21 protein-coding genes and 1 other RNA gene are annotated in these 23,365 nt (G+C 62.4%); 14 read left to right on the top strand and 8 right to left on the bottom strand.

The window, feature by feature from the left end:
* Both K678_RS18975 and K678_RS05535 read left to right on the top strand, forming a co-directional pair.
* A partial coding sequence (locus tag K678_RS18975) for a hypothetical protein (protein WP_414532732.1) occupies positions 1–2,039 on the top strand: 2,039 nt, incomplete at its 5' end.
* A gap of 255 nt (positions 2,040–2,294) precedes the next feature.
* On the top strand, positions 2,295–3,863 hold the full coding sequence (locus tag K678_RS05535) for an alginate export family protein (RefSeq protein WP_021131472.1): 1,569 nt from the start codon (positions 2,295–2,297) through the stop codon (positions 3,861–3,863).
* 147 nt (positions 3,864–4,010) lie between these two features.
* Here the strand turns inward: K678_RS05535 and K678_RS05530 are convergent, their stop codons facing one another.
* Together K678_RS05530 and K678_RS05525 are read right to left on the bottom strand one after the other, a co-directional pair.
* Positions 4,011–4,514, bottom strand: a complete 504-nt coding sequence (locus tag K678_RS05530) for a hypothetical protein (RefSeq protein WP_021131471.1) — start codon at positions 4,512–4,514, stop codon at positions 4,011–4,013.
* An 83-nt stretch (positions 4,515–4,597) separates the two neighbouring features.
* Positions 4,598–5,281, bottom strand: a complete 684-nt coding sequence (locus tag K678_RS05525; protein ID WP_021131470.1) for a TetR/AcrR family transcriptional regulator — start codon at positions 5,279–5,281, stop codon at positions 4,598–4,600.
* Positions 5,282–5,452: 171 nt separating this feature from the next.
* On the opposite strand from K678_RS05525, the gene recA reads away from it, so the two are divergent.
* Together recA and K678_RS05515 are read left to right on the top strand one after the other, a co-directional pair.
* A complete protein-coding gene (gene recA / locus K678_RS05520) occupies positions 5,453–6,532 on the top strand; it encodes a recombinase RecA (RefSeq protein WP_021131469.1) in 1,080 nt (359 codons plus the stop codon).
* Positions 6,533–6,607: 75 nt separating this feature from the next.
* Positions 6,608–7,222 carry a ribonuclease HII gene (locus K678_RS05515; protein WP_021131468.1) on the top strand — a complete coding sequence of 205 codons (615 nt, stop codon included), beginning with the start codon at positions 6,608–6,610 and terminating at the stop codon, positions 7,220–7,222.
* Positions 7,223–7,416: 194 nt separating this feature from the next.
* Here the strand turns inward: K678_RS05515 and K678_RS05510 are convergent, their stop codons facing one another.
* The 3 genes from K678_RS05510 to ssrA all read right to left on the bottom strand — a co-directional run bounded on the left by K678_RS05510 (position 7,417) and on the right by ssrA (position 10,109).
* Positions 7,417–9,033, bottom strand: coding sequence for a fumarate hydratase (locus K678_RS05510; RefSeq protein ID WP_021131467.1), 1,617 nt, complete (start codon positions 9,031–9,033; stop codon positions 7,417–7,419).
* A 172-nt stretch (positions 9,034–9,205) separates the two neighbouring features.
* Entirely contained in the window at positions 9,206–9,724 is a 519-nt protein-coding gene (locus K678_RS05505; RefSeq protein ID WP_021131466.1) for an SspB family protein, read from the bottom strand.
* A 64-nt stretch (positions 9,725–9,788) separates the two neighbouring features.
* Positions 9,789–10,109: a transfer-messenger RNA gene (gene ssrA, locus K678_RS18125) on the bottom strand.
* Between the two features lie 111 nt (positions 10,110–10,220).
* Between ssrA and K678_RS05500 the strand changes: the two genes are divergently transcribed.
* The 6 genes from K678_RS05500 (at position 10,221) to K678_RS05475 (ending at position 16,590) form a co-directional block, all read left to right on the top strand.
* The gene (locus K678_RS05500) at positions 10,221–11,447 is read left to right on the top strand and encodes a DUF1015 domain-containing protein (protein ID WP_021131465.1); all 1,227 of its coding nucleotides are present in this window, start codon (positions 10,221–10,223) and stop codon (positions 11,445–11,447) included.
* Complete coding sequence (gene purN, locus K678_RS05495) at positions 11,444–12,076, top strand: phosphoribosylglycinamide formyltransferase (protein ID WP_039852131.1); 633 nt, start codon at positions 11,444–11,446, stop codon at positions 12,074–12,076. Before K678_RS05500 ends, purN begins: the two co-directional genes overlap by 4 nt.
* Positions 12,073–13,062 carry a glycosyltransferase family 9 protein gene (locus K678_RS05490; RefSeq protein ID WP_021131463.1) on the top strand — a complete coding sequence of 330 codons (990 nt, stop codon included), beginning with the start codon at positions 12,073–12,075 and terminating at the stop codon, positions 13,060–13,062. Before purN ends, K678_RS05490 begins: the two co-directional genes overlap by 4 nt.
* Before the next feature lie 57 nt (positions 13,063–13,119).
* Positions 13,120–13,644, top strand: coding sequence for an adenine phosphoribosyltransferase (locus K678_RS05485; protein WP_021131462.1), 525 nt, complete (start codon positions 13,120–13,122; stop codon positions 13,642–13,644).
* Positions 13,645–13,686: 42 nt separating this feature from the next.
* Positions 13,687–15,699 (top strand): sensor histidine kinase, encoded by a 2,013-nt coding sequence (locus tag K678_RS05480; protein ID WP_021131461.1) that lies wholly within the window; start codon positions 13,687–13,689, stop codon positions 15,697–15,699.
* Positions 15,700–15,870: 171 nt separating this feature from the next.
* Positions 15,871–16,590 (top strand): PEP-CTERM domain protein, encoded by a 720-nt coding sequence (locus tag K678_RS05475; protein WP_021131460.1) that lies wholly within the window; start codon positions 15,871–15,873, stop codon positions 16,588–16,590.
* 60 nt (positions 16,591–16,650) lie between these two features.
* Here K678_RS05475 and K678_RS05470 read toward each other — a convergent pair whose 3' ends face one another.
* From K678_RS05470 to xrtD, 3 genes are read right to left on the bottom strand one after another with little or no spacing between them, the layout of a single operon-like run.
* Positions 16,651–17,049, bottom strand: coding sequence for a hypothetical protein (locus K678_RS05470; protein ID WP_021131459.1), 399 nt, complete (start codon positions 17,047–17,049; stop codon positions 16,651–16,653).
* Entirely contained in the window at positions 17,036–17,425 is a 390-nt protein-coding gene (locus K678_RS05465) for a hypothetical protein (protein ID WP_021131458.1), read from the bottom strand. Before K678_RS05465 ends, K678_RS05470 begins: the two co-directional genes overlap by 14 nt.
* A complete protein-coding gene (xrtD, locus tag K678_RS05460) occupies positions 17,422–18,975 on the bottom strand; it encodes a VPLPA-CTERM-specific exosortase XrtD (RefSeq protein WP_021131457.1) in 1,554 nt (517 codons plus the stop codon). The genes K678_RS05465 and xrtD overlap by 4 nt, the downstream gene beginning before the upstream one ends.
* A gap of 68 nt (positions 18,976–19,043) precedes the next feature.
* Here xrtD and K678_RS19705 point away from each other — a divergent pair, with 68 nt between their 5' ends.
* The 4 genes from K678_RS19705 to K678_RS05445 all read left to right on the top strand — a co-directional run bounded on the left by K678_RS19705 (position 19,044) and on the right by K678_RS05445 (position 23,362).
* On the top strand, positions 19,044–19,172 hold the full coding sequence (locus K678_RS19705; protein ID WP_269210502.1) for a hypothetical protein: 129 nt from the start codon (positions 19,044–19,046) through the stop codon (positions 19,170–19,172).
* A gap of 547 nt (positions 19,173–19,719) precedes the next feature.
* Positions 19,720–20,337 (top strand): polysaccharide biosynthesis/export family protein, encoded by a 618-nt coding sequence (locus tag K678_RS05455; protein ID WP_081673171.1) that lies wholly within the window; start codon positions 19,720–19,722, stop codon positions 20,335–20,337.
* A 3-nt stretch (positions 20,338–20,340) separates the two neighbouring features.
* Entirely contained in the window at positions 20,341–21,555 is a 1,215-nt protein-coding gene (locus K678_RS05450) for a porin family protein (protein WP_155804468.1), read from the top strand.
* Between the two features lie 37 nt (positions 21,556–21,592).
* A complete protein-coding gene (locus K678_RS05445) occupies positions 21,593–23,362 on the top strand; it encodes a GumC family protein (RefSeq protein ID WP_021131454.1) in 1,770 nt (589 codons plus the stop codon).
* Positions 23,363–23,365: the final 3 nt, after the last annotated feature.

The raw sequence follows: 23,365 nt of genomic DNA, 5'->3' as shown, positions 1-23,365 counted from the left end.
CGGTGTTTCGGCCCTCCATCCAAGATTGGACCGGGCAGGAGAGTCTGACGGTCACGATGCGCAATTTGTCGGTCGATCCGACGGGAACGACGCTGAGTTCGACGACGACGGCGCCGATCACCAGCGCGATTTCTCCCCAACTCGGGCTGTCGGACGATCTGGTCTTTGCGGTCGGCACCGAATCCACCTCACCGGTAACGGTGACGTTCGATTCCGTCCAGACCGCCCCCGCGCCGCTTTGGGGCATCAGCGCACAGACCGGCGGGTCGGCCACTCTGTTCGAAACCCAACTGACCTATGTTGCCGCGACCGCCCATGCCGGACTCGAACACGTTCAGGTCAGGACCGAGAACGGCCTTACCGCCGCGTCTCTCTCGGTGCTGTGCTTCACCGATGCGGTCGAAAATACCCTGACCGGCGGGACGGGGAGTTTGGCCGTCCTCAATGCTTCGACCCATCTTGATGCTCTTTCCGTCACGATCGGCGGGGTTCGGGTGCGCCACGGCGGCTCCCTGATCGTGTCCGGTAGCGACGCGATGGCGACGATCACCGTCGGCGGTGCGGTCGAGGCCGGTGGCACGATCTCGGTCAGCGGCGGCGGTCTGACCCTGGCCGGGGGCGCGACACTGCGCAACGCCGGGATCATCAGCCTGAGCGGCGCAAGGTTGGCCGGGACGGGAACCCTGGATCTGGTCTCGGGCGGATCGCTGGCGTTGCGTCTGGCCACCGAGGTGGGAATCGCCCTGACCACAGCGGCGGCGGCGCAGATTCTGATCGATGGCGGCACGGCCTCGGCCTCGGTGCTGTTCGATCAGACTCTGATCAATAACGGGACGCTGACGCTTTCGGCCGGGGCGGGGAACAGCGCTGCCCTGTCGGTTGCCCCCGGCATGGAAAATTACGGGACGCTGTTGGTGTCCGGGGATGCCGCCGGGAGCGCGGCGATCAACGCCGATAACCTGGGCAATTCCGGCCAGATGACGGTCGGGCAGGATTTGACCGTTACCGCCCGAGAGTTCGGCAATGGCGGTACCTTGACCGTCAATGCGACCCTGGCGCTGCGTGACGATACGGATTCCGCGCCCGATTCCCATCTCGCTTTCACCAACGATGGGCTGCTGGCCGGGACCGGTACCCTTGATCTCAGCGATGCGACATTCACCAACCAGGGCTATCTCAGCCCCGGCGGTCTGGGCACTGCCGGGACGTTGACGGTCGAGGGGGCGATGACCCTGGGGAATTCCTCGGTCCTAGCCCTCGATCTCGCCGGTCCGGCCATCAGCGATCACCTGACGGTGCAGGGGGGCGCGCTGACCTATGGCGGCACGCTGGTTTTCAGCATCCTTGCCAATCCCACCCTCGACACTCCGATCAGCGTGATCTCGGCTCCCGATCAGCCGATCGCCGGATACTTCACCGCCCTGCGGGGGATGGATAACGGCACGCTGGTGGTCGATCCGCTGTTTGGCGGCCATGGTCTGTCCGTCGCACTGCATGCGGCAACGCGGCTTGGGTCGAACGCGACCTACGATTCATCTGGCGAGACGGTCAACGATTACCTGATCGGAACCGGCATCAACGAAACCGTCTCGCTGAAAGGGGGTGCCGACGTTTTTGTCGGCCATGGCGGCGGCAACCGGATCGGCGTGTCCGCGCTTGACTTCCATTTCATCGATGGTGGCGCGGTCGGCGGCAACGAATTGCGCTGGGACGGCGGGTCCGACAGCCTGTTCGACGCGACGCAGATTCGCCCCGAAGCCTTGCAGCATTTCGATCTGCTCAACCTCTCCGGCGGTGGCGATGCCGTGCTTGATTACGCCCACGTGAAGGCGATGACGGGCGGCACCAATTCCTATACCGGGACCGGCCATACCCTTTTGGTGATTGGCGGTGACGCCAATCACGTCCAATTGGCGGGGGGTGGGTGGGAGCATGGTGACTCGGTCAATGTCACCGTCAATGGCCACCAGGAGAGCTATACCCAGTATTCCAACGATGGGGTGCGGGTTTTGGTTGACCACAACGCCCACATAAGCTGACCCTTGCGGGCAAATTGGCGGTTGGGACCGTTGCTAATCGGCAACGGTTGTAGGCAATCCATTTCGACCGCCTGGCATTTAGGCGTTTCCAGATTGCCTGCTCAACAATCGACCATGTATGAATCTGCGGTGCACAGCAAAGCGGCAGGGTCGTCACCATGTCGCCACAATCAGGGGAAGATCGGCGGCACCCGGATGGCATGTGCCTTGCAAAAACGCCGGAACAGTCTTGGCAGATTCAGTAGGGGGTATCTTATGGTTCGACACGATCTCCGCAACCGCGGTCTGATCACCGGAGCGATCATGGCGGTCGTTCTCGGCTGTGCTGCTGCTCCGGCGCATGCCGATGTTTCCCTGTACGAGCAGGGCGGTCTGAAGGTCGACGGCGCGTTCACCGGCGGTCTGTCGCTCTTCACCTCTCCCGGCGCTCAGTTCGGCACCGGTTCCTACACTGCGGGCACCTCCAACCGCCGCATCAGCGGCCGTCCGTCGTGGAGCGAGCTGTTCCTGCATCCCGAATTGAAGGCCTCTTACGAGACCGAAAATGCCGGGACCATCTATGGTGATGTCAGCGGCCAGTTGACCGCCACTGGCGGCGACGGCGACGCCAGCCTGCTCTCGACCACCTATGGTCACCCGGTGCTGCTCGATATCGAAAACGCCTATGCCGGTTGGCGCTCGGGCAAGGTTCTGACCGGTCTCGGCCTTGACGAAGACGGCCTGGACCTTTCCGGCGGTCGTCAGAGCTTCCGCGTCGGCGACGGCTTCCTGATCAGCAACGGCGTCAACAACGCCGGTAAGCGTGGTGGCTGGTGGAACCAGTCGCGCACCGCGTTTGCCCAGACCGGCATCGCCAAGGTGTCGTCCGGCCCGGTGCGTGGTGACATCTTCTACCTGCAGAACGATTCGTCGCAGCAGAAGGTCCAGGTCAACCTCGATCAGGCGAAAGCCAAGGTCATCGGTGCCAACCTCGAAGTGTTCGGCAATGCCGATCAGGTCGAAGGCGGCCCGGCCCGCAATGGCGCCACCACCTACGCCGATCGCAAGTGGTATGCCGGCGTGACCTACTTCAACGTCGTCAACGCCGCCAACGATGGCCCCTTCAGCTTCGGCAGCGCGGCTGGTCGTAATGACGCCTATACCGTCACCAACACCGTGACCTCGAACCGCGAAGGCATGAACGTTCTGTCCGTCCATCTCGGCGGTAACTTCATCCCGGCGGTTCCCGACTTCTCGCTGTATGGCAATTACGTCTACGAAAGAAATGACCGAGCCAACTCCAAGGTCGATGCCAGCGCGTGGTATATCGAGCCGGGCTATCAGTTGTCCGACGTGTTGTGGACCCCGAAGCTGTCCTACCGCTATGCGCATTTCAGCGGTGACGGCAACCCCAACGACAACAAGAAGACCGCTTACGATCCGTTCTTCTACAACGCCACCACCCGTGGCTACGGCACCTGGTTCATGGGCGAGATCGTCGGCAATTACGTGATCTCGAACAGCAACGTTAACGTCAACATGCTGAACTTCTCGATCAATCCCCGCGATGATCTGAAGCTGTCGGTGCTTGGCTACCTGTACAATTACGACAAGAGATCGCAGTACAGCAAAGCTGCCGGGGACATCACCTCGAACAATGTGGCGCGCGAAGTCGATTTCGTCGCCGAATGGACCATCACCGACAACATTTCTCTGTCGGGTGCCTTTGCTGCGGCGCAGTCGGGTGCCGGTTATCGCCAGTACCAGGCCATCCAGAATGGCGACATGGGCAAGCGCGACGAGACCTGGCTCCTGGGTGAGACTTCGGTCATCGTGAAGTTCTAATCCCACGACGCTGCGGCGTTTTGGTGTGAAGACGGTCCGGCCGGGAGGAGACATCCTCCCGGCCGGTTCTGTTTTTACGGCCGTTAAAACGCCGCTTGGCGTCCGGTCACAGGGCGGGGCGGTGATGGATGGGAGGAAGGCGGGGGATCAGGGCGTCTGCTTCTTGGCGACGTCTTCGCCCCATTCTTCAGTCAGTTTGGCCTGGGCCGCCTTGAGATTAACAATCCGGCGCTGGCTGCTGCTGGCAAGGTAGCTGGCCACCAAGGGGGGCATCATTCCGTACAGGCCCCAGCCGATTCCCGCACAGCCATAAGCCACCGACAGCATCACCGGATCAGTGACCATCCGGAAGGATTCGTCCAGGGTGTGGACGCCGAACCACAGCGAGAACAAATACGGGAACACACCGGCGAAGTTCAGGCCGCCGACGCAGAGAAAGGCATAACGGTTTGGGCCTTTTTCAACCACCCAGGCGACCAGAGTCGGTAGCATGGTGAAAAAAACCAGCACCACCGTCGGCAACGAAAAGGGCACCAGGGCGGCCAGAATCACCAGCACGACGCCCTTATTGATACCCTTCGACTTGCCGCCTTTTTTCGCGGCAGCCGCGGCCTTAGCCTGCTCGACAGCGGATAATTTCTTCTTCGCCATGAAGTATAAATGGCACCAGGGCGGCGCGAAGGCAATCCGCGTCCTGAAGAATTTGTGAAAAACCGCGTGCCGACAAGATGCTCTTAATGCGTTACGCCAGCCTGTCTCGTGCGCAATGCATCAAGAAACGTCGTGACCAATGTCGCGATCGAGGTGTCAAGATCGTTCCAGGCTGTTCCGGGCAGGGTGCGGCGGCACAGAACGGCATAGCCGATCGCTCCGTGCAGGCTGGCGGCGAGATCAATCTCGCGCGGGGTCACCTCGCTTGTGTCCCCTAAGCCATGCCGGACTTCACGGCACAGGGGGACAAACAACATGCTGCGCAGATAGGAGAGGTGGCGGGCGGCCAGAATCGGATCGCGTAACGTGGCGAACAGGAACAGCCGGGCTCGTTCGTGGGAAAAGCTGGTCCGGACATAAGCGCAATACAGCCGGGTTATCCGCTCGTCCAGCGGGCGGTCGCGGGCCGCCAGGAGCGCGCTCCAATCCGCTTGCCACATTTCGAAAATCTCGTGGCAAACCCGCTCGATCAGCGCGTTCTTGTCGGGGAAATAGCGATAGAGCAGCGGCTGGGTGACCCCCAGGCGTTCGGCCAAAATGCGGGTCTGCCCCTCGAAGCCGACCTCGGCGAAGAAGCGGATCGCCTCGTCAACGATCATGCGCTCGCGATCATCGTGGCGCAGTCGGTTGCGCCCCCGTGGCACCGGAAGTACGCCGGGGCTGTGCAGAGTCGCAGGCGCGGTCGCGCCGTCGATCGACTCGGTCATCCCAATCCCCCCCACAACATAAAACACTCAATGATCGCAGCCTTCTCTGCCTGCGTCAATCGGCGGTAATGATACAATACGTGAACATTTGCTGTTGTGCCGAAGAACGCATGGAGTACAATGATCGACGTTGCACGAAGGCCCGGTTCGGGATACAGGAGGAGGACGGCCATGTCGCAGGCTGCGTTGCGTCTCGTGGACAAGGATACGATGGACAGACAAAAGGCGCTTGAAGCTGCTGTCAGCCAGATCGAACGGGCCTTCGGCAAGGGTTCGATCATGAGATTGGGCCAAAAAGATCAGGTGGTTGACACCGAAGTGGTCTCCACCGGCTCGCTCGGGCTGGACGTGGCGCTCGGGATCGGCGGCGTGCCGCGCGGTCGCATCATCGAAATTTATGGGCCGGAAAGCTCGGGTAAGACCACCCTGGCCCTTCACATCATCGCCGAGGCGCAAAAGAAAGGTGGCGCCTGCGCCTTCATCGACGCCGAACATGCGCTCGATCCCGGCTATGCCCGCAAGCTGGGTGTCGTGCTCGACGAATTGCTGATCAGCCAACCCGACGCCGGTGAACAGGCGCTGGAAATCGCCGATACGCTGGTTCGCTCCGGCGCGGTCGACGTGCTGGTGGTCGATTCGGTCGCGGCGCTGGTGCCCCGCGCCGAATTGGAAGGCGAGATGGGGGATTCCCATGTCGGTCTTCATGCCCGCTTGATGAGCCAGGCGCTCCGCAAGCTGACCGGGTCAGTGTCGAAATCGAAGACGATCGTCATCTTCATCAACCAGATCCGGATGAAGATCGGTGTGATGTTCGGCAATCCCGAAACCACCACCGGCGGTAATGCGCTGAAATTCTATGCCTCGGTCCGGCTTGAAATCCGCCGCGTCGGCGCGATCAAGGATCGGGACGAGGTGGTCGGCAACCAGACCCGCGTCAAGGTGGTCAAGAACAAGCTGGCTCCGCCGTTCAAGGTGGTCGATTTCGACATCATGTATGGCGAAGGCGTCTCGAAGATGGGCGAACTGGTCGATCTGGGCGTCAAGGCCGGGGTCGTCGAAAAATCCGGCGCGTGGTTCTCGTACAATTCCACCCGGATCGGGCAGGGGCGCGAGAACGCCAAGACGTGGCTGCGCGATCATCCCGACGTCGCTGCCGAAATCGAAGGGGCGATCCGCCAGAATGCCGGGCTGATCTCCGAAGCGATGGTCGCAGCACCCGGCGATCTCGACGGAACCCCGACCGAAGAGTAACGGTGGGCAGGCTGCGTGGGACCAGGATCGGTTCCGCGCGGCCTGCATCCCGTGTGGATGTGACGAAAGACCTTAATGCCCGATTTCGCTCTTGAAACCGCGCTGGGTGGTTGTGTCGTCGGTATCGACGAGGTGGGGCGCGGCCCGCTGGCCGGTCCGGTGATCGCGGCGGCGGTCCGTCTTGATCCAACGCTCTGCTATGACGGGTTGGACGATTCCAAGCGGCTGACCGCGAAACGGCGCGAGGCGCTGGCTGCCCGGCTGCACGAGACCGCCTTGATCGGACTCGGCCGGGCCGAGGTCGCCGAGATCGACCACCTCAATATCCTCCAGGCAACCTTCCTGGCGATGCGCCGCGCCTTCGACGCCCTGGCGCTTCGTCTTGACGCTCCGATCGATCATGCCCTGATCGATGGGCCGCATTGTCCCAAGCTGCCCTGTCAGGCTCATCCGGTGGTCGGTGGCGACGGGCGCTCTCTCTCGATTGCCGCCGCCTCGGTGGTGGCCAAGGTTCACCGCGACGCCTTGATGGCCGCACTGGCGCTTGAGTATCCCGGCTTTGGTTGGGAGCGGAACGCCGGATACGGTACCGCCGCCCATCTCGACGCTCTCAACCGGCAGGGTCCGACGCCCCACCACCGCCGCTCCTTCGCGCCAGTGGCCCGGCTGTGCGGGGGGGAGTCGACTTAGGGGAGATTTATGGGCTCCGCCCATACCCGCCAGGGACCAGCGGTCCCTGGACCCGCATCTGTTGGCGGTTTCGATATTGCGGTTTGGAGGGAGGCGGACTCAAAAGCGCGGACAGTGCCCGCGCGCTCAAGGATCGGGGTCCAGGGGCTTTCGCCCCTGGCGGGTGTGGGCAGCGCCCACACCTTTCCCCGAGGTCAGTGAGCGAACTCGGCGAAGAAATCGTTGCCCTTGTCATCGACGACGATGAAGGCGGGGAAATCGACAACGTCGATCCGCCAGATCGCTTCCATGCCCAGTTCGGGATATTCGAGCACCTCGACCTTCTTGATGCAATCGCGGGCGAGACGGGCGGCAGCACCGCCGACCGAGCCGAGATAGAAGCCACCATGGGCCTTGCAGGCGTCGGTGACGGCTTTCGAGCGGTTGCCTTTGGCGATCATCACCATCGAGCCGCCTGCGGCCTGGAACTGATCGACATAGGAATCCATCCGTCCCGCCGTGGTCGGGCCGAACGAGCCCGAAGCGTAATTGGCCGGAGTCTTGGCCGGTCCGGCGTAATAGACGCCCATCTGCTTGAAATAGTCGGGCAGGCTTTCGCCGCGATCGAGCCGTTCCTTCAGCTTGGCATGGGCGATGTCGCGGGCGACCACCATCGGCCCGGTCAGCGAAACGCGGGTGCGGACCGGGTATTGCGACAGGGTGCGGCGGATTTCGTCCATCGGCCGGGTCAGGTCGATTTTGACCACCTCGCCGCCCAGGGTCGATTCGTCGATATCGGGCAGGAAGCGGGCGGGATCGGCCTCCATCGCCTCGAGGAAGACGCCGTCCTTGGTGATCTTGCCGAGAATCTGGCGGTCGGCCGAGCACGACACCCCGATTGCGACCGGACAGGAGGCGCCATGGCGGGGCAGGCGGATCACCCGGACGTCGTGACAGAAATACTTGCCGCCGAACTGGGCACCAATGCCCATGTCGCGGGTCATCTGCAACACCACTTGCTCCAGCTCGCGGTCGCGGAAGGCGGAGCCGTAGCGGGTGCCGCGCGACGGCAGCGAATCGAGATATTTGGCCGAGGCGAGCTTGACCGTCTTCAACGTCATCTCGGCGGACAGGCCGCCGATGACGATGGCGAGGTGGTAGGGCGGGCAGGCCGAGGTGCCCAGGGTACGGATCTGGGCATCGAGGAATTTCAGCAGCGAGGTCGGGTTCAGCAGCGCCTTGGTCTGCTGATAGAGGAAGGTCTTGTTGGCCGAGCCGCCGCCCTTCGCCATCACCATGAACTTATAGGCCGCGCCCTCGGTGGCGTAGAGGTCGATCTGAGCGGGCAGGTTGGTGCCGGTATTGACTTCGTCATACATCGACAGCGGCGCGGTCTGCGAATAGCGCAGGTTCAGTTCGGTATAGGCTTCCTGAACGCCCTGCGAGATCGCTGCTTCGTCATTGCCGCCGGTCCAGACCTGCTGGCCCTTCTTGCCCATCACGATCGCGGTGCCGGTATCCTGGCACATCGGCAGCACGCCGCCCGCGGCGATACAGGCGTTCTTTAGCAGATCGTAGGCGACGAAGCGGTCATTGTCCGACGCTTCGGGGTCATCAAGGATCGTGCGCAACTGGCCGAGATGGGCCGGGCGCAGCAAATGCGAGGTGTCGCGGATCGCCGCTTTGATCAGCCGGGTAATCGCGGCGGGCTCGACGGTCAGGATCGACTGACCGTTCAAAGTCGCGGTTCCGATCCCGTCGGTGCCAAGCGGGCGATAGGGGGTGTCGTCGGCCCCCAGCGGGAAAATCTCGTGGAAAGAGAAATCGGACATGATCGGCGGCCTCGGCTGTGCGAAGGGTGGGGTGTCACCGCCCCGAACGGGGCGGGTGGCGCGCATGCCACGGTCAAAACACCTTTTTAACCGCAACGTCAAGAGTCACGGCCCCCGCCGTCAGGCGGCGGGCCGATATCCATCAAAACGGGGAAAGGCGGTCTTGGACGGCTTATTTCTTGCGGAAGCGGTCGAGTGTGACGACTTTGCCATCGCTGTCGTCGCCCACGGCGGGCGAGGCGGCGGCGGCCGGAGCAGCTCCAGCGTCGGAGGCGGGCTTGGCGGCGTCGGATTCTTCGTCTTCGAACTCCTCGTCCTCGTCGTCGCCCTGACCGGGAATGCCCTGGAATTGCAGGCCGAACTTGGCCGACGGGTCGGCGAAGCCGGTGATCGCGCTGAACGGGATCACCAGACGCTCGGATTTGCCGGAGAAGGAGAGGGTGACGGCAAAGCCGGTTTCGTCAACATCCAGGTCCCAATATTGGTGCTGGAGGACGATCGTCATTTCATCGGGGTGGCGGGCGCGGGCGTAGTCGGGGACGGCAACGCCGGGAAGGTGGGTGCGGAAGGTTATGTAGAAGTGGTGATCGCCGGGCAGACCGTGTTCGGCGGCGAAGGCCAGCGACTCGCGCACGACACCCCGCAACGCTTCTTCCACCATCTTGTCGTAGCGCAGTTCTTCCAAACCCATCCGTTCCAGTCCTATCGGTCACGTCGGAGACCGGCCGGCAGGTCGGCATCCGGTATAGAAATGAAGTGGGGGGACTTCTGTTGCCCGGTGTCCCCCCGAACCGCGCTTACGGGTTAAGCCGCAGCGGCAAGAGCAACGTTGTCGTTGGCACTTGTTAGGATTGACCCGATGACGGTGGTATCATGCCGAACGCAAACTTTGCCTTTACTGCGCGCGTCGATCCTATTTCGCCCCCGAAGGGCCCGACCGATCCGGCCGGGTCGAAATGGTGGAGGCGCCGGGTACCGCCCCCGGGTCCGCAACGTCTATTCCGCAAAGCGTTTAGCGTCATAGTCGGTTTCCCGACATCATCACTATAATCCATGCAGAATCATTTCGCTAGCCCGCTTCGTCGCTATCGTCGCAATAAGCGTCTGCGCCTGCTGGTGACAGACGGGGCGATTCGGGCTAAGACCGGGGAAAGAGATCGCCCGCCGCTTCCGAAAGGCCCGCGCCCGTGTCCGTTCCGCTGCTTCGCCCATTCCCCGGTTTGCGTCCCGCCGCCGCCTTTGCCGCCGAGACCGCCGCCCCGCCTTATGACGTTCTGTCCTCGGACGAAGCGCGCGCGCTGGCCGAGGGCCGCAGCCGCAGCTTCCTTCATGTCTCGAAGGCCGAAATCGACCTGCCGCCCGGCACCGATCCGCACGATCCGGCGGTTTATGAGCGCGCCGGGGCCAATCTGCGGGCGATGATCGAGTCCGGCACGCTGATCCGCGATCCCGGCCCGCGTTATTACGTCTATCGTCTGCGGATGGGCGACCATGTCCAGACCGGGATCGTCGGGGGCGGTTCGGTCGAGGATTACCGCGCCAACCGGATCCGCCGTCATGAATTCACCCGCCCCGACAAAGAGGACGACCGCGTCCGCCAGATCGAGGCGTGTGAGGCCCAGACCGGGCCGGTGTTGCTGGCCCATCCCGATCATCCCGCCGTCGCCGCCGCGATTGCCGCGACGGTCCGCCAGACGCCGGATGCCGAGGCGACCACTCCGGACGGGGTCGAGCATACCGTGTGGGTGATGAGTGATCCGGCCCGGATCGCAGCGGTGACGCGGGCGTTCCAGACGATGCGGGCGGTCTATATCGCCGACGGACATCACCGCTCCGCCGCCGCCGCCCGGGTCGCCGCCGCCCGCCCCGACAGCGATGCGGCGCAATCCTTCCTGGTGGTCAGCTTCCCGATCGCCGAGATGCGGATTCTCGATTACAACCGGGTGGTGACCGATCTCAATGGGCTGGACCCGGACGGCTTCCTGGCCGCGATCGCCGATGCGTTCGAGGTCGAGGCGACCGAGGGGCAGGCCCGTCCCGAGGCGGCGCGCCAGTTCGGCCTCTATCTGGCCGGGCAATGGTACCGGCTGACCCCCAAGGCGGCGCTGCCCGATGATCCGGTGGCGCGGCTCGACGTCAGCCTGTTGTCCGACCGCCTGCTGGCCCCCGTGCTGGGCATTCACGATCTGCGCAAGGACAAGCGGATCGATTTCGTCGGCGGACGGCGCGGTCTCGGCGAACTCGAACGCCGGGTCGATAGCGGCGAGATGGCGGCAGCTTTTGCTTTGTTCCCGACCGCGATGGCCGATCTGATCGCGGTGGCCGATGCCGGTCAGGTGATGCCGCCGAAATCGACTTGGTTCGAGCCGAAATTGGCCGACGGTCTGGTCAGCTATCCCCTGGACCAGCGATGAGCGCGGGTCCGGCAGTGGCCCAGCGCAAGAAAGTCGGTGTTTTGGTCTCGGGGCGGGGCAGCAATCTTCAGGCCCTGCTTGATGCCTGTGCCGATCCGACCTTTCCGGCGGAAATCGTCCTGGTGATTTCGAACGTCCCCGGCGTCCTGGCGTTGGAGCGGGCGGAAAAGGCCGGGGTGGCGACCACGGTGATTCCCCATCGCGACTATCCGAGCCGCGAGGCGTTCGATGCCGCGATGGACCTCGTTCTGCGCGCCGCCGGGATCGAGATCGTCTGTCTGGCCGGGTTCATGCGGCTGCTGTCGTCCGGGTTCGTCGCCGGGTGGCAGGGCGCGATGCTGAACATCCATCCGTCGCTGCTGCCCTCGTTCAAGGGGCTGCATACCCATCGCCAGGCCCTGGAGGCCGGGGTCAAGCTGCATGGCTGTACCGTCCATCTGGTGACGCCCGATCTTGATGACGGGCCGATTCTGGCCCAGTCGGCGGTGCCGGTCCTTGACGACGACGACGAAGCCAGTCTGGCTGCCCGGGTGCTTGAACAGGAGCACGTGGTCTATCCTCTGGCGCTGCGGCTGCTGGCCGAGGGGCGGGTGACGGTTCAAGGCAACCGTGCCCTGATCCGGGGATGATCGCCTCGATTCTGGTCTATGTCGGCACCGACGCGGTCGGCGACGGCCTGATCAAGCTGCCGTTCGTCCGTGCCCTGCGCGCCGCCTTTCCCACCGCCCGGATCACCTGGGTCGCGGGCAAGGGGCCGACCGTCTATGCCGGTATCCTGGCGCCGCTGGTGGCCGGGCTGATCGACGAGGTGATTGACGATGCCGGGATCGGCAGCCGTCCGCTCGAATTGCTGCGCCGGCCGCTGGCGGGTCGCACGTTCGACCTGATCCTCGATACCCAGCGCCGCCTGCTGACCACCCTGATTCTGAAGCGGGTGCGTCATCGCCGCTTCATCTCCGCCGCCGCCGGATATCTGTTGTCCGACGCCCGCCCGGCGGGGAAAGCCAAGCCGTCGTCGATGGCGGCGCAACTGGCCGGGCTGGTCGAACTGGCCTCGGGCCGCCCGCCTGGGCTGGCCGCACCGCTGCCGCTCGATCCCGCGATCGAGGCCGAGGCCGACCGGCTGTTGCCGCTGGGGCCACGCTATGTCGGCTTCGCCCCCGGGGCGGGAGGGCGTTATAAATGCTGGCCGCTCGACCGCTATCTGGCCCTTGCCGCCGAAATGGCGGGGGAGGGGCTGGTTCCGGTGATCCTGCTGGGGCCCGCCGAGGCCGAGGAGTGGGCGGCAACGGTCCGCGCCGCACTTCCCTCGGCGCGCTTGCCGTTGCAGGAGGTCGCCCACCCGACTCCGATGCTGACGATTGCCCTGGGGCGACGACTGGCGGCGGCGGTGGCCAATGATAGTGGCACCGGCCATATGTTGGCGGCGGCCGATATCCCGCTGCTGTCGCTGTTCGGACCGACTCCGGCGGAGAAATTTGCCCCCGCCACCGCTCGCCCGACCGTGGTGCGTGCCCAGGATTTCGGGGGCACGGCGATGGAGGCGATTCCGTTCGATGCCGTCTCTCAAGCCCTGCGCCGGACGCTGGCGGGCGATGCCCCGGTTTGCTTTTGACCCAACGATGGGCTGCCGTTACGATGGCCGCCCCATACCTCACTTCCGAGCGCGGACATGAACATCAAGGACCACATTCGCGGTGTCCCCGATTTCCCAAAGCCGGGCATCCTGTTTTACGATATCTCTACCCTGCTGGCTCATGCCGATGCCTGGCAGGTCGCGATGGGTCGCTTGGCTCGCGATGTGCGACGCTATCAGCCCGACGTGCTGGCCGGGATCGAATCGCGTGGCTTTCTGGTTGCCGCGCCGCTGGCTCTGAAGCTGGGCTGTGGCTTTGTGATGCTGCGCAAAAAGGGTAAGCTGCCGGGGAAGACGATCCGGCACGATTACGATCTGGAATATGGGACGGATTCGATCGAGATCCAGCAGGACGCGATCTCCGAAGGGCAGCGGGTGGTCGTTCTTGACGATCTGCTTGCCACCGGCGGGACGATGACGGCGGGTATCGAATTGTTGCGCAAGATCGGAGCCGAGGTGACCGGCGCCGCCAGCATCATCGAACTGGGCTTCCTGCCTGGACGCCAGCGTCTGAAGGAACTGGGAGTTCCCTTTACCTCTTTGGCCTCTTACGACGAGTAAGCGGGCGGCACGGCCCGAATAGCTTCCCCTAGGACTGGTGTGATGGACTTCGCGCTTGTGACGACGATCGCAGCGGCGTTGGGGGGCTTGGCGGCAGGTGCCGGTGTTTGCCTGGCCGGGGTGGCGATGCGGCGACGCGACGCCACCCGACGGCTGGTTGCAAAGATGGCCGCCACCGTCGAGGGCCGCGCCGATGGCGTGGCCCTGTTCGATCGGCGCTCGCGCCTTGTCCTCTGCAACGACGCTTACCGCACTTTTTTCCGGCCTATCGCCGATCAAATTCAGCCCGGCATCCGCTTTGCCGATCTGATGGCGGTGATGGGGCGCGGGCTCTGTCGCGACGAAGAATGGATTCGCAATAAGCAGGAGAGTTGGCAGACCGGCGCCAGCGGTATCGAGGACGAGGTTGCTGACGGCCATTGGGTTAGCGTCTTTACCTATCCGCTGCTCGATGGCGGCCAATTGCGGGTTCTGCGTGACGTCACCCAGCGCCGTCAGGTTCAGGATTCGCTTGAAAGCACGGTCGCCTGGCTGAAGGGCGTGATGGACACGGTCGGCGACGGCATCATCGCGATCGACGAATCCGGAACCGTGCTGTCGTTCAATTCCGCCGCCGAACGGATTTTCGGCTTCAATGCCGACGAGGTGGTTGGGCGCGGCCTGTCGATGCTGATGCCGCCGCCGTTTAACGCCACCCATCAGAACCATGTCGCCACCTATATGCGGACCGGAGTGCGCCGAATCATCGGGGCCGGGCGCGAGGTGCGGGGGATGCGCCGCGACGGTTCGATCTTCCCGCTCGATATCAGCGTTACCGAAATGCGCCAGGGCGACATGGTGACCTTCATCGGCGTGCTGCGCGACATCACCCAGCGCAAACGGTTCGAGACCGCGCTGATCGATGGCGAAGCCCGCTTCCGCGCCCAGGCCACCCGCTTGCAGGCGATCATCGACAACATGGCCCAGGGCGTCGTGGTGTTCGCCTCGGACGACACCCTGATTGCGTTGAACGAAGCGGCGCGGCGGATGTTGACGTTGCCCCCCGCCGTGATCGTGCCGGGCAGTATCGACATCTCGTTGTTTCTGTCGCTGCTGACGGTGCTCGACAAGCCGGGCGATACGGAAGAGGTGGTGCGTCTGACCAACGATCTGATCGACACCATCCGTCAGCGACCCGATCTGGTGTTCGAGCATGTCGGCGAGCAGGGGACGGTGATGGAGGTTCGCTCGTCGCCGATGCCGGGCGGCGGTCTGATCCTCAGCTTCACCGATGTCACCGACCGCAAGCGGACCGAGCAGACCCTGCGCGAGGCCAAGGAAGCGGCCGAGCGCGGCAATCGGGCCAAAAACACCTTCCTCGCCAATATCAGCCACGAATTGCGCACGCCGCTGAACGCGATCATCGGCTTTTCCGAAATGATGAAGCACGAGATTTTCGGCCCGCTGGAACCGGCCAGCTATCGCCCGTATCTCGATGACATCCACGATAGCGGGATGCACCTGCTCGAACTGATCAACGATATTCTGGACCTCTCGAAGGCCGAGGCCGGAATGACCGATCTGGCCGAGACGCTGGTCGATGTCAGTGGCATCGTGCGCGGTTCGGTGCGGATGCTGGCGCGGCGGGCGGCGAATGCCGGTCTTTCGATCGTCATTGATTTGCCCGAGCGTCTGCCGCTGTTGCTGGCCGACGAGCGGCGGATGCGTCAGATCGTGCTGAACCTGTTGTCCAACGCCGTCAAATTTACCGAAGATGCCGGCAACGTCATCATTTCCGCGCGGGCCGACAGCGACGGCTTTGTCATCGCGGTGACGGATTCCGGGATCGGGATGAGTCCGGAAGAACTGGAACGGGTGATGGAGCCGTTCGTTCAGGCCGATGCCCGCCTGTCGCGCAAATATGAAGGCAGCGGCTTGGGGCTGCCGCTGACCAAGGCGCTGGTCGAGGCCCATGGCGGGAGCTTGCGTCTTGACAGCGAATCCGGGCGGGGCACCGTCGCCACCGTTACCTTCCCCCCGGCGCGGATTGTCACTGCGGACAGCGCCGCACTTTAGTCGATGAAGCCCGGGTAAAGAAGCGGGGGAGGGCATCGCCCCAACTGTCACGAAGCTTTACACCGCCGACGGAAGTGTGACGGAAAAATGTCGTACTTTCAGCGGTTTCGTCTGTCGGCATGCCGATTGCGTAAGTGGACATCAACGACGATTCGATCGGGAGTTTCCATCTTGCGTATTCCCCAACGTACCGCGATTGCCGCCGCTGCTCTCTGCGGGCTGGCATCGGCCGCGTTCTCTGCGGCTGATGCGGCGATCCTGTCCGTCACCGATTACGGCACCGTCTCGGCGGCGTCCAACATCCTGTTCAACGGGGTGACGGTGGTGGGAGCCGACAACACCCAGACCGTGCAGGGCGGGACCACCAACAACGGCAAGATCCTCGTTCCCACCTACACCAATGCCAACGCGCAGAGCTCAAGCGGGTGGAACCCCTATGGGTCGGGCGGAACCTGGCTCAGCATCGGCGGGTCGGGCGGTACGGATAAGGCTGGGAAAGCGTCTTCGATCACCTTCAGCCTGAACAGCAAGGGGATTCAGTTCGTCTGGGGCTCGCCCTCCGCGACGAACACCGTCACCTTGTACGGTAACAATCAAAGCCTGCTCGGCACGGTCACGGCGAGCGGCGGGTCCTCGCTGTCCTGGAGTGATGGCAACGGGAAGCACACCCTTTCCAACGCCAACCTCGTCAACACCTCCTCGGCTGGTCCCCTGATCGGCATTCTGTCCGATGTCGTGATCAAGCAGGCGGTGTTCTCGACCGCTGCCGGAAGCGGTGGGTTTGAAATCGCCCGGGTTTCGGCCGTGCCGCTGCCCGCGACCTTGCCGCTGATGGGAGCGGCGCTGTTTGGGCTGGGCGCGCTGGGCCGGATGCGGGCGCGCAAAGGCTGATTGCGGAGGGGGCGGGGACCGGATCGGTTCCCGTCCTCTGTCTCAAGGCGGCTGTTCGCCTCATTGCGATCGATAGCGTTTGCGATCCGGTGTTGCGACCAGCGACGAATTGACCACCACCCGGCACTCTTCGTTCAGGGTGGTGGTGGCCATGTCCTTGAACCGGACCAAAACGGCTTTGTCCGCCACCGTCCCCGACACGACGACATAGCAGACCGGGCGGGTGTCGCGGGTCAGGTCGCGGTCGATCGTTGTCGCGCTGTAAAGAGTGGCGAACGCAGGAATCTCGCGGATCTGGCGGTTGATCCTGGCTCCGAATTCCTCGGCCTGATCGGTCAGATCGTCCTGATCGCTCTGGATCGCGTAAGAGACCAGCGGATCGACCGTCCCGACCACCGGAACCTGACATCCGGCCAGAAGCAGGACGGCGATGATCCCGGCCAGCTTAGCGGCTTTCATCGGACCTCTCCAACGTGATCGATACGGTCTCGTCGTAGGTATTGTCCTTGCCCGATGTCGCGCTGATCACGCCTCCCATTGGCAGGACCAGATTTTTCATCGAGAAACTGTGCGTGATCGGGCGCAGGACAAAGATCGAGTCTTTGAAGCCGTCCTTGGCACAGACAAACACCGTGCTCTGTCGACTGCCATCAAGCCGGACCTTGCCGGGGGTGTCGAAGCCGTGGAGATTGAGGTTTCCCCGGATCAACTCGCAATGCGCCCCCGGTGGATCGGTCGTCACCTGGATCGTGGTCCAGGTGCGATGCGGTGTGTCGCAGGCTGACGTGAGCAGGATCAAGCCGCACAGGCCGAAGGCAAACGACGAAAAGGTCACGGGTGAAGAGCCATGTCGATCGGTGGGTATGCTGTCGATAGGAAGGCCGCGAGGCGGGCTTCAGCCTGATCCATGGTTTCTTGAGGGCCAATCGCGGTGAGGATACGGATCAGAGAGCCGTCCGTCCGATTGAGAAGGATGGAATCGACCAGAAGAGACCACTTCGCCCCTAACTGAGATGTCACGATTTTTCCCCGCTCATCGAACCAGTAATAGACCAACTGACGGGCCTCACCGCGCCGGATCACCAACCGGGCGATCGGAATGGTCTGAGCTCCGACATGGACTGCCCTGCGTTCGGTCGATTCGACACGCCACCCGCCACCGGGAATACAGGTCGAAGGGGAATGGATCGCCGATCCCATCGTCTGCTGGCGATAATACGCAATGTAGAGACTGATCGGTGGCTCGGAGTCTGAGGCTGAGTAATCGGCGAGCCAATAATCGTCTAGAGAGAGAGATTTCAACGTGGCCGGGTCAAGGCTGTCGGTGCGTCCTCTCCATTCCCCGATGTTTACCGGAAGCTGTCCCAGCCATACGACAGGAAGCTCTGGGCTCTTGCGGTCAACAAGCAGGCCGGAGACGGACAATGCCGCCGCCGCGCTCAAGACGCAGAGGGCGACATATCCGGGTCCGTTTAGCCGCACCGGGCCATCGAGGAGCTTCCCCTCGGGCCGGGTAAACAGGTCGAGGCGGAACGTCCCGCGCCCGGCGATCCGCGACAACACCCAGGCTTCGGCGAGAAGAATCGCCGTACACCCGGCAAAGATCGTCCATCCCTCGAAATCGTGCAGCACCCCTTGGGCCATCTCGATCCCCCACAGATCGACGGTGAGTCCGATGATGGCGATGCGCAGGGCATTCATGCCGATCGTAATCGGGAGCGCAGACAGAAGGATCACCGCCTTCTTCCACATTCGGTCGGATAAGGTGTAGGCGACCAGATAGGAGAAACTGAGCAGGGGAAACAGGTAACGCAACCCGCTGCAAGCGTCGACGACCTGGAGCTTAAAGCCGCCAAGGTCGATAACGTTGCCGTCCTGAAAGACCGATCGGCCAAGCCCGTCGAGAAGCCATACGCCCAGGGTCGAAGACCACAATTGCATGTCAAGCGACATGCTGTTGTGCAGTTGTGGCGGCAGGGGGATGGCGAACAGCAGGTAGACGAAGGCCGGAAGGGCAAGGCGCATCGCACGATGCCCGAGGAAGGTGAGACCGATCCCGGTGAGGGTCGCGAGAAGCCCGTAATGGGCAATCTGCCGTAGCGTCGACAATTCGCCGACGACGAGCAGGATAATGCCGCCCAAAACGACCGCGCTGCCGGTCCAGGCCGGGATTGGGCGGGGACGATGCTCGGCGAGGATATGCCAGAGCATCAGTGCGGCGATGGCCGGGACGATATAGGCGTAGCTATATTCCGCGGCGCTCCAGGATTGGATCAAATCTCTGGCAGGGCGCAGGAAGGCGACGACGGTAAGGATTGTGGCGACGGAAACCGCCGCGAATCCGGGCCAGGCAGTCGGAGAGGGCGGTTGATGGTCGCGGGCCATCAGCGTTTCATTCCGGGCAACGCAGACGACAGAGATCGCGCTGATAACCGCTCTGGACACAGGAACTGATGCACTGGACGGTCGTTCCGCTTGCCCTGCCCAGTCTGGCCGTGGGGCTGTTGGCGGTTCCGTTCTCGGGGCTGTCCTTGCTTGGGAGGATGACGTTCGAAGGTGTTGGCCTGGGTGCCGAAAATTGACGGGAAGACAAGGGGGCCTGTGTCGGCGCCGGTGCCCGCTGATAGGTGCATTGGGCCATACACGGAGAAGATGCTGTTCCCGCCTCTACGCAGCGCTTCAGGCACAAATAGTCCGTCTCCGCATGGCTGCTCGCCGCGGCAAAAAAGACGAATAACAAAGCAGTGATCGCAGTCCCTGTGAGTAGAACTCGTCTGAAAATCATTTTTGAGCAAACCTACTCTGCTCAATCGGGCTACGATAGTGCAGCACCGAGCTCCAGGTTCCGCATAAAGTGGCTATCCAGATGTATGAAGCGTTGATGCGGTCACCATCAAAGACTTCCATCTGGCACTTTGTGGATAATCCTCAAAGAATATCATGGGATTTTGACAGGGCAATAATCCACCTTGATTAGGTGTGGTGCCTTTCGTCGGCATTGCCAGATATGATAAAAAATTGGGAGTTAATCGCGTGGAAGGTTTGCCTGGAGGGTGGCGTCGTCACCCCTTTGGGTTGCTTTTCTCGTTGTCGAGGTCTGTGCGGCGCTTGGTCGTCTGAAGAGGGCTGATGAGAATGCTTCGGAAACATGCCGTTGCTCGGCGTCGTAAGGGTCATTCCGGGGGCTCTCTCCTCGCCTCGGTTTTCGTGGCCGCCGCGTGCATGATTGGTGCGGCTCAGGCGGCCGAGACCGACTACACCGTTAATCCCGGCGACGTCCTTCAGATCACGGTGTGGAAGGAAGATGGTCTTGACCGCGAAGTGCTGGTTCTTCCGGATGGCAAGATCTCCTTTCCCCTGGTCGGCGACATCAACGCTCGTGGTTGCACCGCGCTGCAAATCCGGGATGAGGTGAAGGCCCGGCTCGAATCAATGATCCGCGACCCATACGTCACGGTGTCGGTCAAGGCAGCGCTCGGGAATGTCGTCAATGTGATCGGCCAAGTGGCCAAGCCGGGCGAGCAGATCGTCGGGCGGCGGGTGACGGTGATGCAGGCGCTCAGTCAGGCCGGCGGTCTGACCCCGTATGCCTCTGAAAGCCGGATTATCGTGATTCGGCGCGATGGTGATCGCCAAGTGGCGATTCCCTTCCCCTATGACGATGTGGTCCGCGGCGAATCGCTTGATCAGGATATCGTTCTGGCACCGGGCGATGTGGTGGTGGTTCCCACCGCCAGCCTCTTCTAGGACATGGACCGGACGCCCCCCCTTGTACGTTCAGGATGTGGGCGTAAGTATCGGCCTCTTCCTCATCTAATTGTTGCTGGTGTTCTTGTCCTGATCCCGTTTTGCGATGCTCTGGCCGACCCTCTTCGGGTCCAGGGCAAACTCTCGCAAACGCTTGAGTACGACAACAATCCCCTTTTGTCGGCGCGGGAGCATGAGGCCGCGATGGGGTCGGTGACGTCGCCGGAGCTGCTGATCAACGCCGATCTGCCCGGGGTCACCAACCAACTGGACCTTCGGGGCGACGTTAACCGCTACGACCTCAAAGGTTTTGATTCCGAAGATTTATTCGGTGCTCTGAGGTCGCGGTGGGTTGGCACGTTGTGGACGGCGTCGATGAACGCCTCTCTCGATTATGACACCACCCGTACCAGCGAGTTAGGGGGCAGTGGCATCAACATCGCCGGAATTCGCCATACCACGGTTTCGCTGGGGCCGGAGGTTGGGGTGGCGTTGACCCCGCAGGATATGGTGAATGTGGGCGGGACTTACGTTCGATCGACCTATGGCGACACCAAGCGTTACACCAATTACGAGGTGTTGGGGCTCTCCCCCCGCCTTGCCCATGCCTTCGATGAGCGCAATTCCGGCCTTGCCACGGTGCGGATGTCGCGGTTCCAGACCCGAACCGGGCCATCCTCGACGGTCGATACCGTCGCGCCGATGGCCGGATGGGAGCGCAAGCTCTCCGAAACCCTGACGATTAGCGCTCTGGTCGGTATTCAGCAGATGACCTCATCGGTCGAAGCATCTGGGGCGGTGGGGCAGAGTGAGCGTTCGTCGAGCGATCTGGTGTTCGATTCGACCCTGACCTATCGCGACCAGCAGGACCAGATCACCTTGGCCCTCAACCGCCAGCCATCGCCGTCGGGCGATGGGACGATGAACCAAGCAACCGGCGTGTCTTTGTCGCTGACTCATACCCTGTCGCCGCGGGTGAACTTGAAACTCGACACCACTTACAAGGTTACCGAGTTATCTGGAAGTCAGGGCGGGAGTAATGAGAAGGTTTACCTGACGGCATCGCCGAAATTGTTGTATCGCATTTTTGATAAAATTGATGTCGGTCTTTCTTATCGCTATCGCCAGCAAAAAGAAGTGGCGGGTGATATATCTGAGTCTCAGTCTTTTATGGTTAACTTGATTTGTAACTCGTCTTCTTTCGAGCTTGGCCTGTAGGTCGAAATTTTATTCGATCATTTTCGGGGTGTGATTGATGGAAAATTATAATCTTCACGATTATATCTCGATCTTAATGCGGCGGAAGGTCGAGTTCCTCGTCACATTCGGCGTCCTCCTTTTGGGCGCGGTGATTTTCTCGGCGATGTGGTCGACCTATCGGACCTCAGCGACGATCCAGATTCAGGCCCCCGATATCCCCGAAGGCGTGACCGCCCCGATGGGTGCGAACGCGGTGAGCTTCATGGAAGCGTTGGCTGACCAGCGCATTCAGCAGATTCAACAGAAGGTGACCGCGACATCGACCCTGGTCGAAATTATCACTAAATTCAATCTCTACCAGAACGAGCGAGAAATCTCCCCGATCACTGAAGTGGTCGAGAAAATGAGGAAGAAGATCAAGCTTGATTTGGTCAGCACCGAACTGTCGAATCCGGCCTCGGCGTCGCGGATGTCGGCGGGGCAATTGGCGGCAATCGCCTTTACGATTTCGTTCAAGTACTCCGACGCACTGATTACCCAGCAGGTTACTGATGAACTGGTGTCGCGTTTCCTCGATGAGGATCTGAAGCAGCGGCGCACCAAGGCGCGTGAAACCGCAGCTTTTCTTGCGACGCAGATCGATGTGCTGGAGCGCTCGATGGCGGAACAAGAGGGTAAGGTTGCCGAATTCCGGCGCCAACATCCGCACTCTCGGCCAGAGGCACTGGCTTTCAACCAGCAGATGGCGGCGACCACCGGAGTCAGTCTCCAAGACATTGATCGGCAGCTCAACGCGCTGGAACAATCGCGTGGGGCATTGCGGTCTCAGCTTGCCTCGGTCGATCCCTATTCCCGGGTGATCGCCGACGGTCAGGTTTTGACCACCCCGGCGATCCAGTTGAAGGCGTTGCAGTCGCGTTACTCGACATTGTTGGGACAGTACGGGGCAAGCCATCCCGATGTGGTCAAGCTGGGACGACAAATCGATGCGTTGCGCGCCGAATCCGGTGTGGCCGCCGATGGGGACACTCTGTCGGCGCAAATCGCCGACATGCGCGCCAACCTTGCCGCCGCCGAGCGGACCTACGGTACGAATCATCCTGACGTTACCTCGCTTCGCTCTCAGTTGCGGGCTCTGGAACGGCAGGCGGCGTCGGCAGACCGGGTGGCGGGTAAACAGGGGACGGTGAAGAAAGACGCCGACAACCCGGCTTATCTGATGCTGGTGTCGCAGTTGCAGGCTGCAGACAGCCAGTTTCAGGCGCTTTCGGCGCAACGCGATGCTCTGCGCAAGCAGCGCGAGCATTATGAGCGTCTGGTTGCCGAAACGCCGATGGTCGAGCAGGAATATGCCGCGTTGGCGCGTGATTACGATAACTCACAACTGCGCTATCGGGAGATGAAGGAGAAGAAGCAGGCGGCCGACATGAACGAGCAGATGGAGCAGGGCCGCAAAGCCGAGCGTCTGGTCGTGATCGAATCTGCCGAACTGCCGACGCGCACGAATCCACCGCGTCCATTGCTCCTTGCTGCGGGCATAATCCTGTCTGTGGTCGGGGGCTTCGGTGCCGTCGCGGCCGCCGAGGCGATGAGCCGCTCGATTCACGGCACCTATCATCTCGCCAGTCTGGTCGGGGTGCCTCCCCTGGTCGCGGTGCCGCTGATCTCCACCCAGGAAGAGCGCAATGATCGCCGACGCTTGCAAAAGCGAGCGGTGATTGCTGCCAGCGTGGTGGTGTTGGTGGTTCTTGTCGTGATCGATCGGGCGGTGATGCCGCTGGACGTTCTGTCGAGCGTGATCGCCAACCGCCTGGGCCTTTTCTAACTC

Origin of the sequence: Magnetospirillum fulvum MGU-K5 (assembly GCF_000442515.1) — a bacterium.
GTDB classification, from domain to species: domain Bacteria; phylum Pseudomonadota; class Alphaproteobacteria; order Rhodospirillales; family Magnetospirillaceae; genus Phaeospirillum; species Phaeospirillum fulvum_B.
Note: the sequence above shows the minus strand (reverse complement) of the source record. Positions and strands in the feature narration are given on the sequence as shown.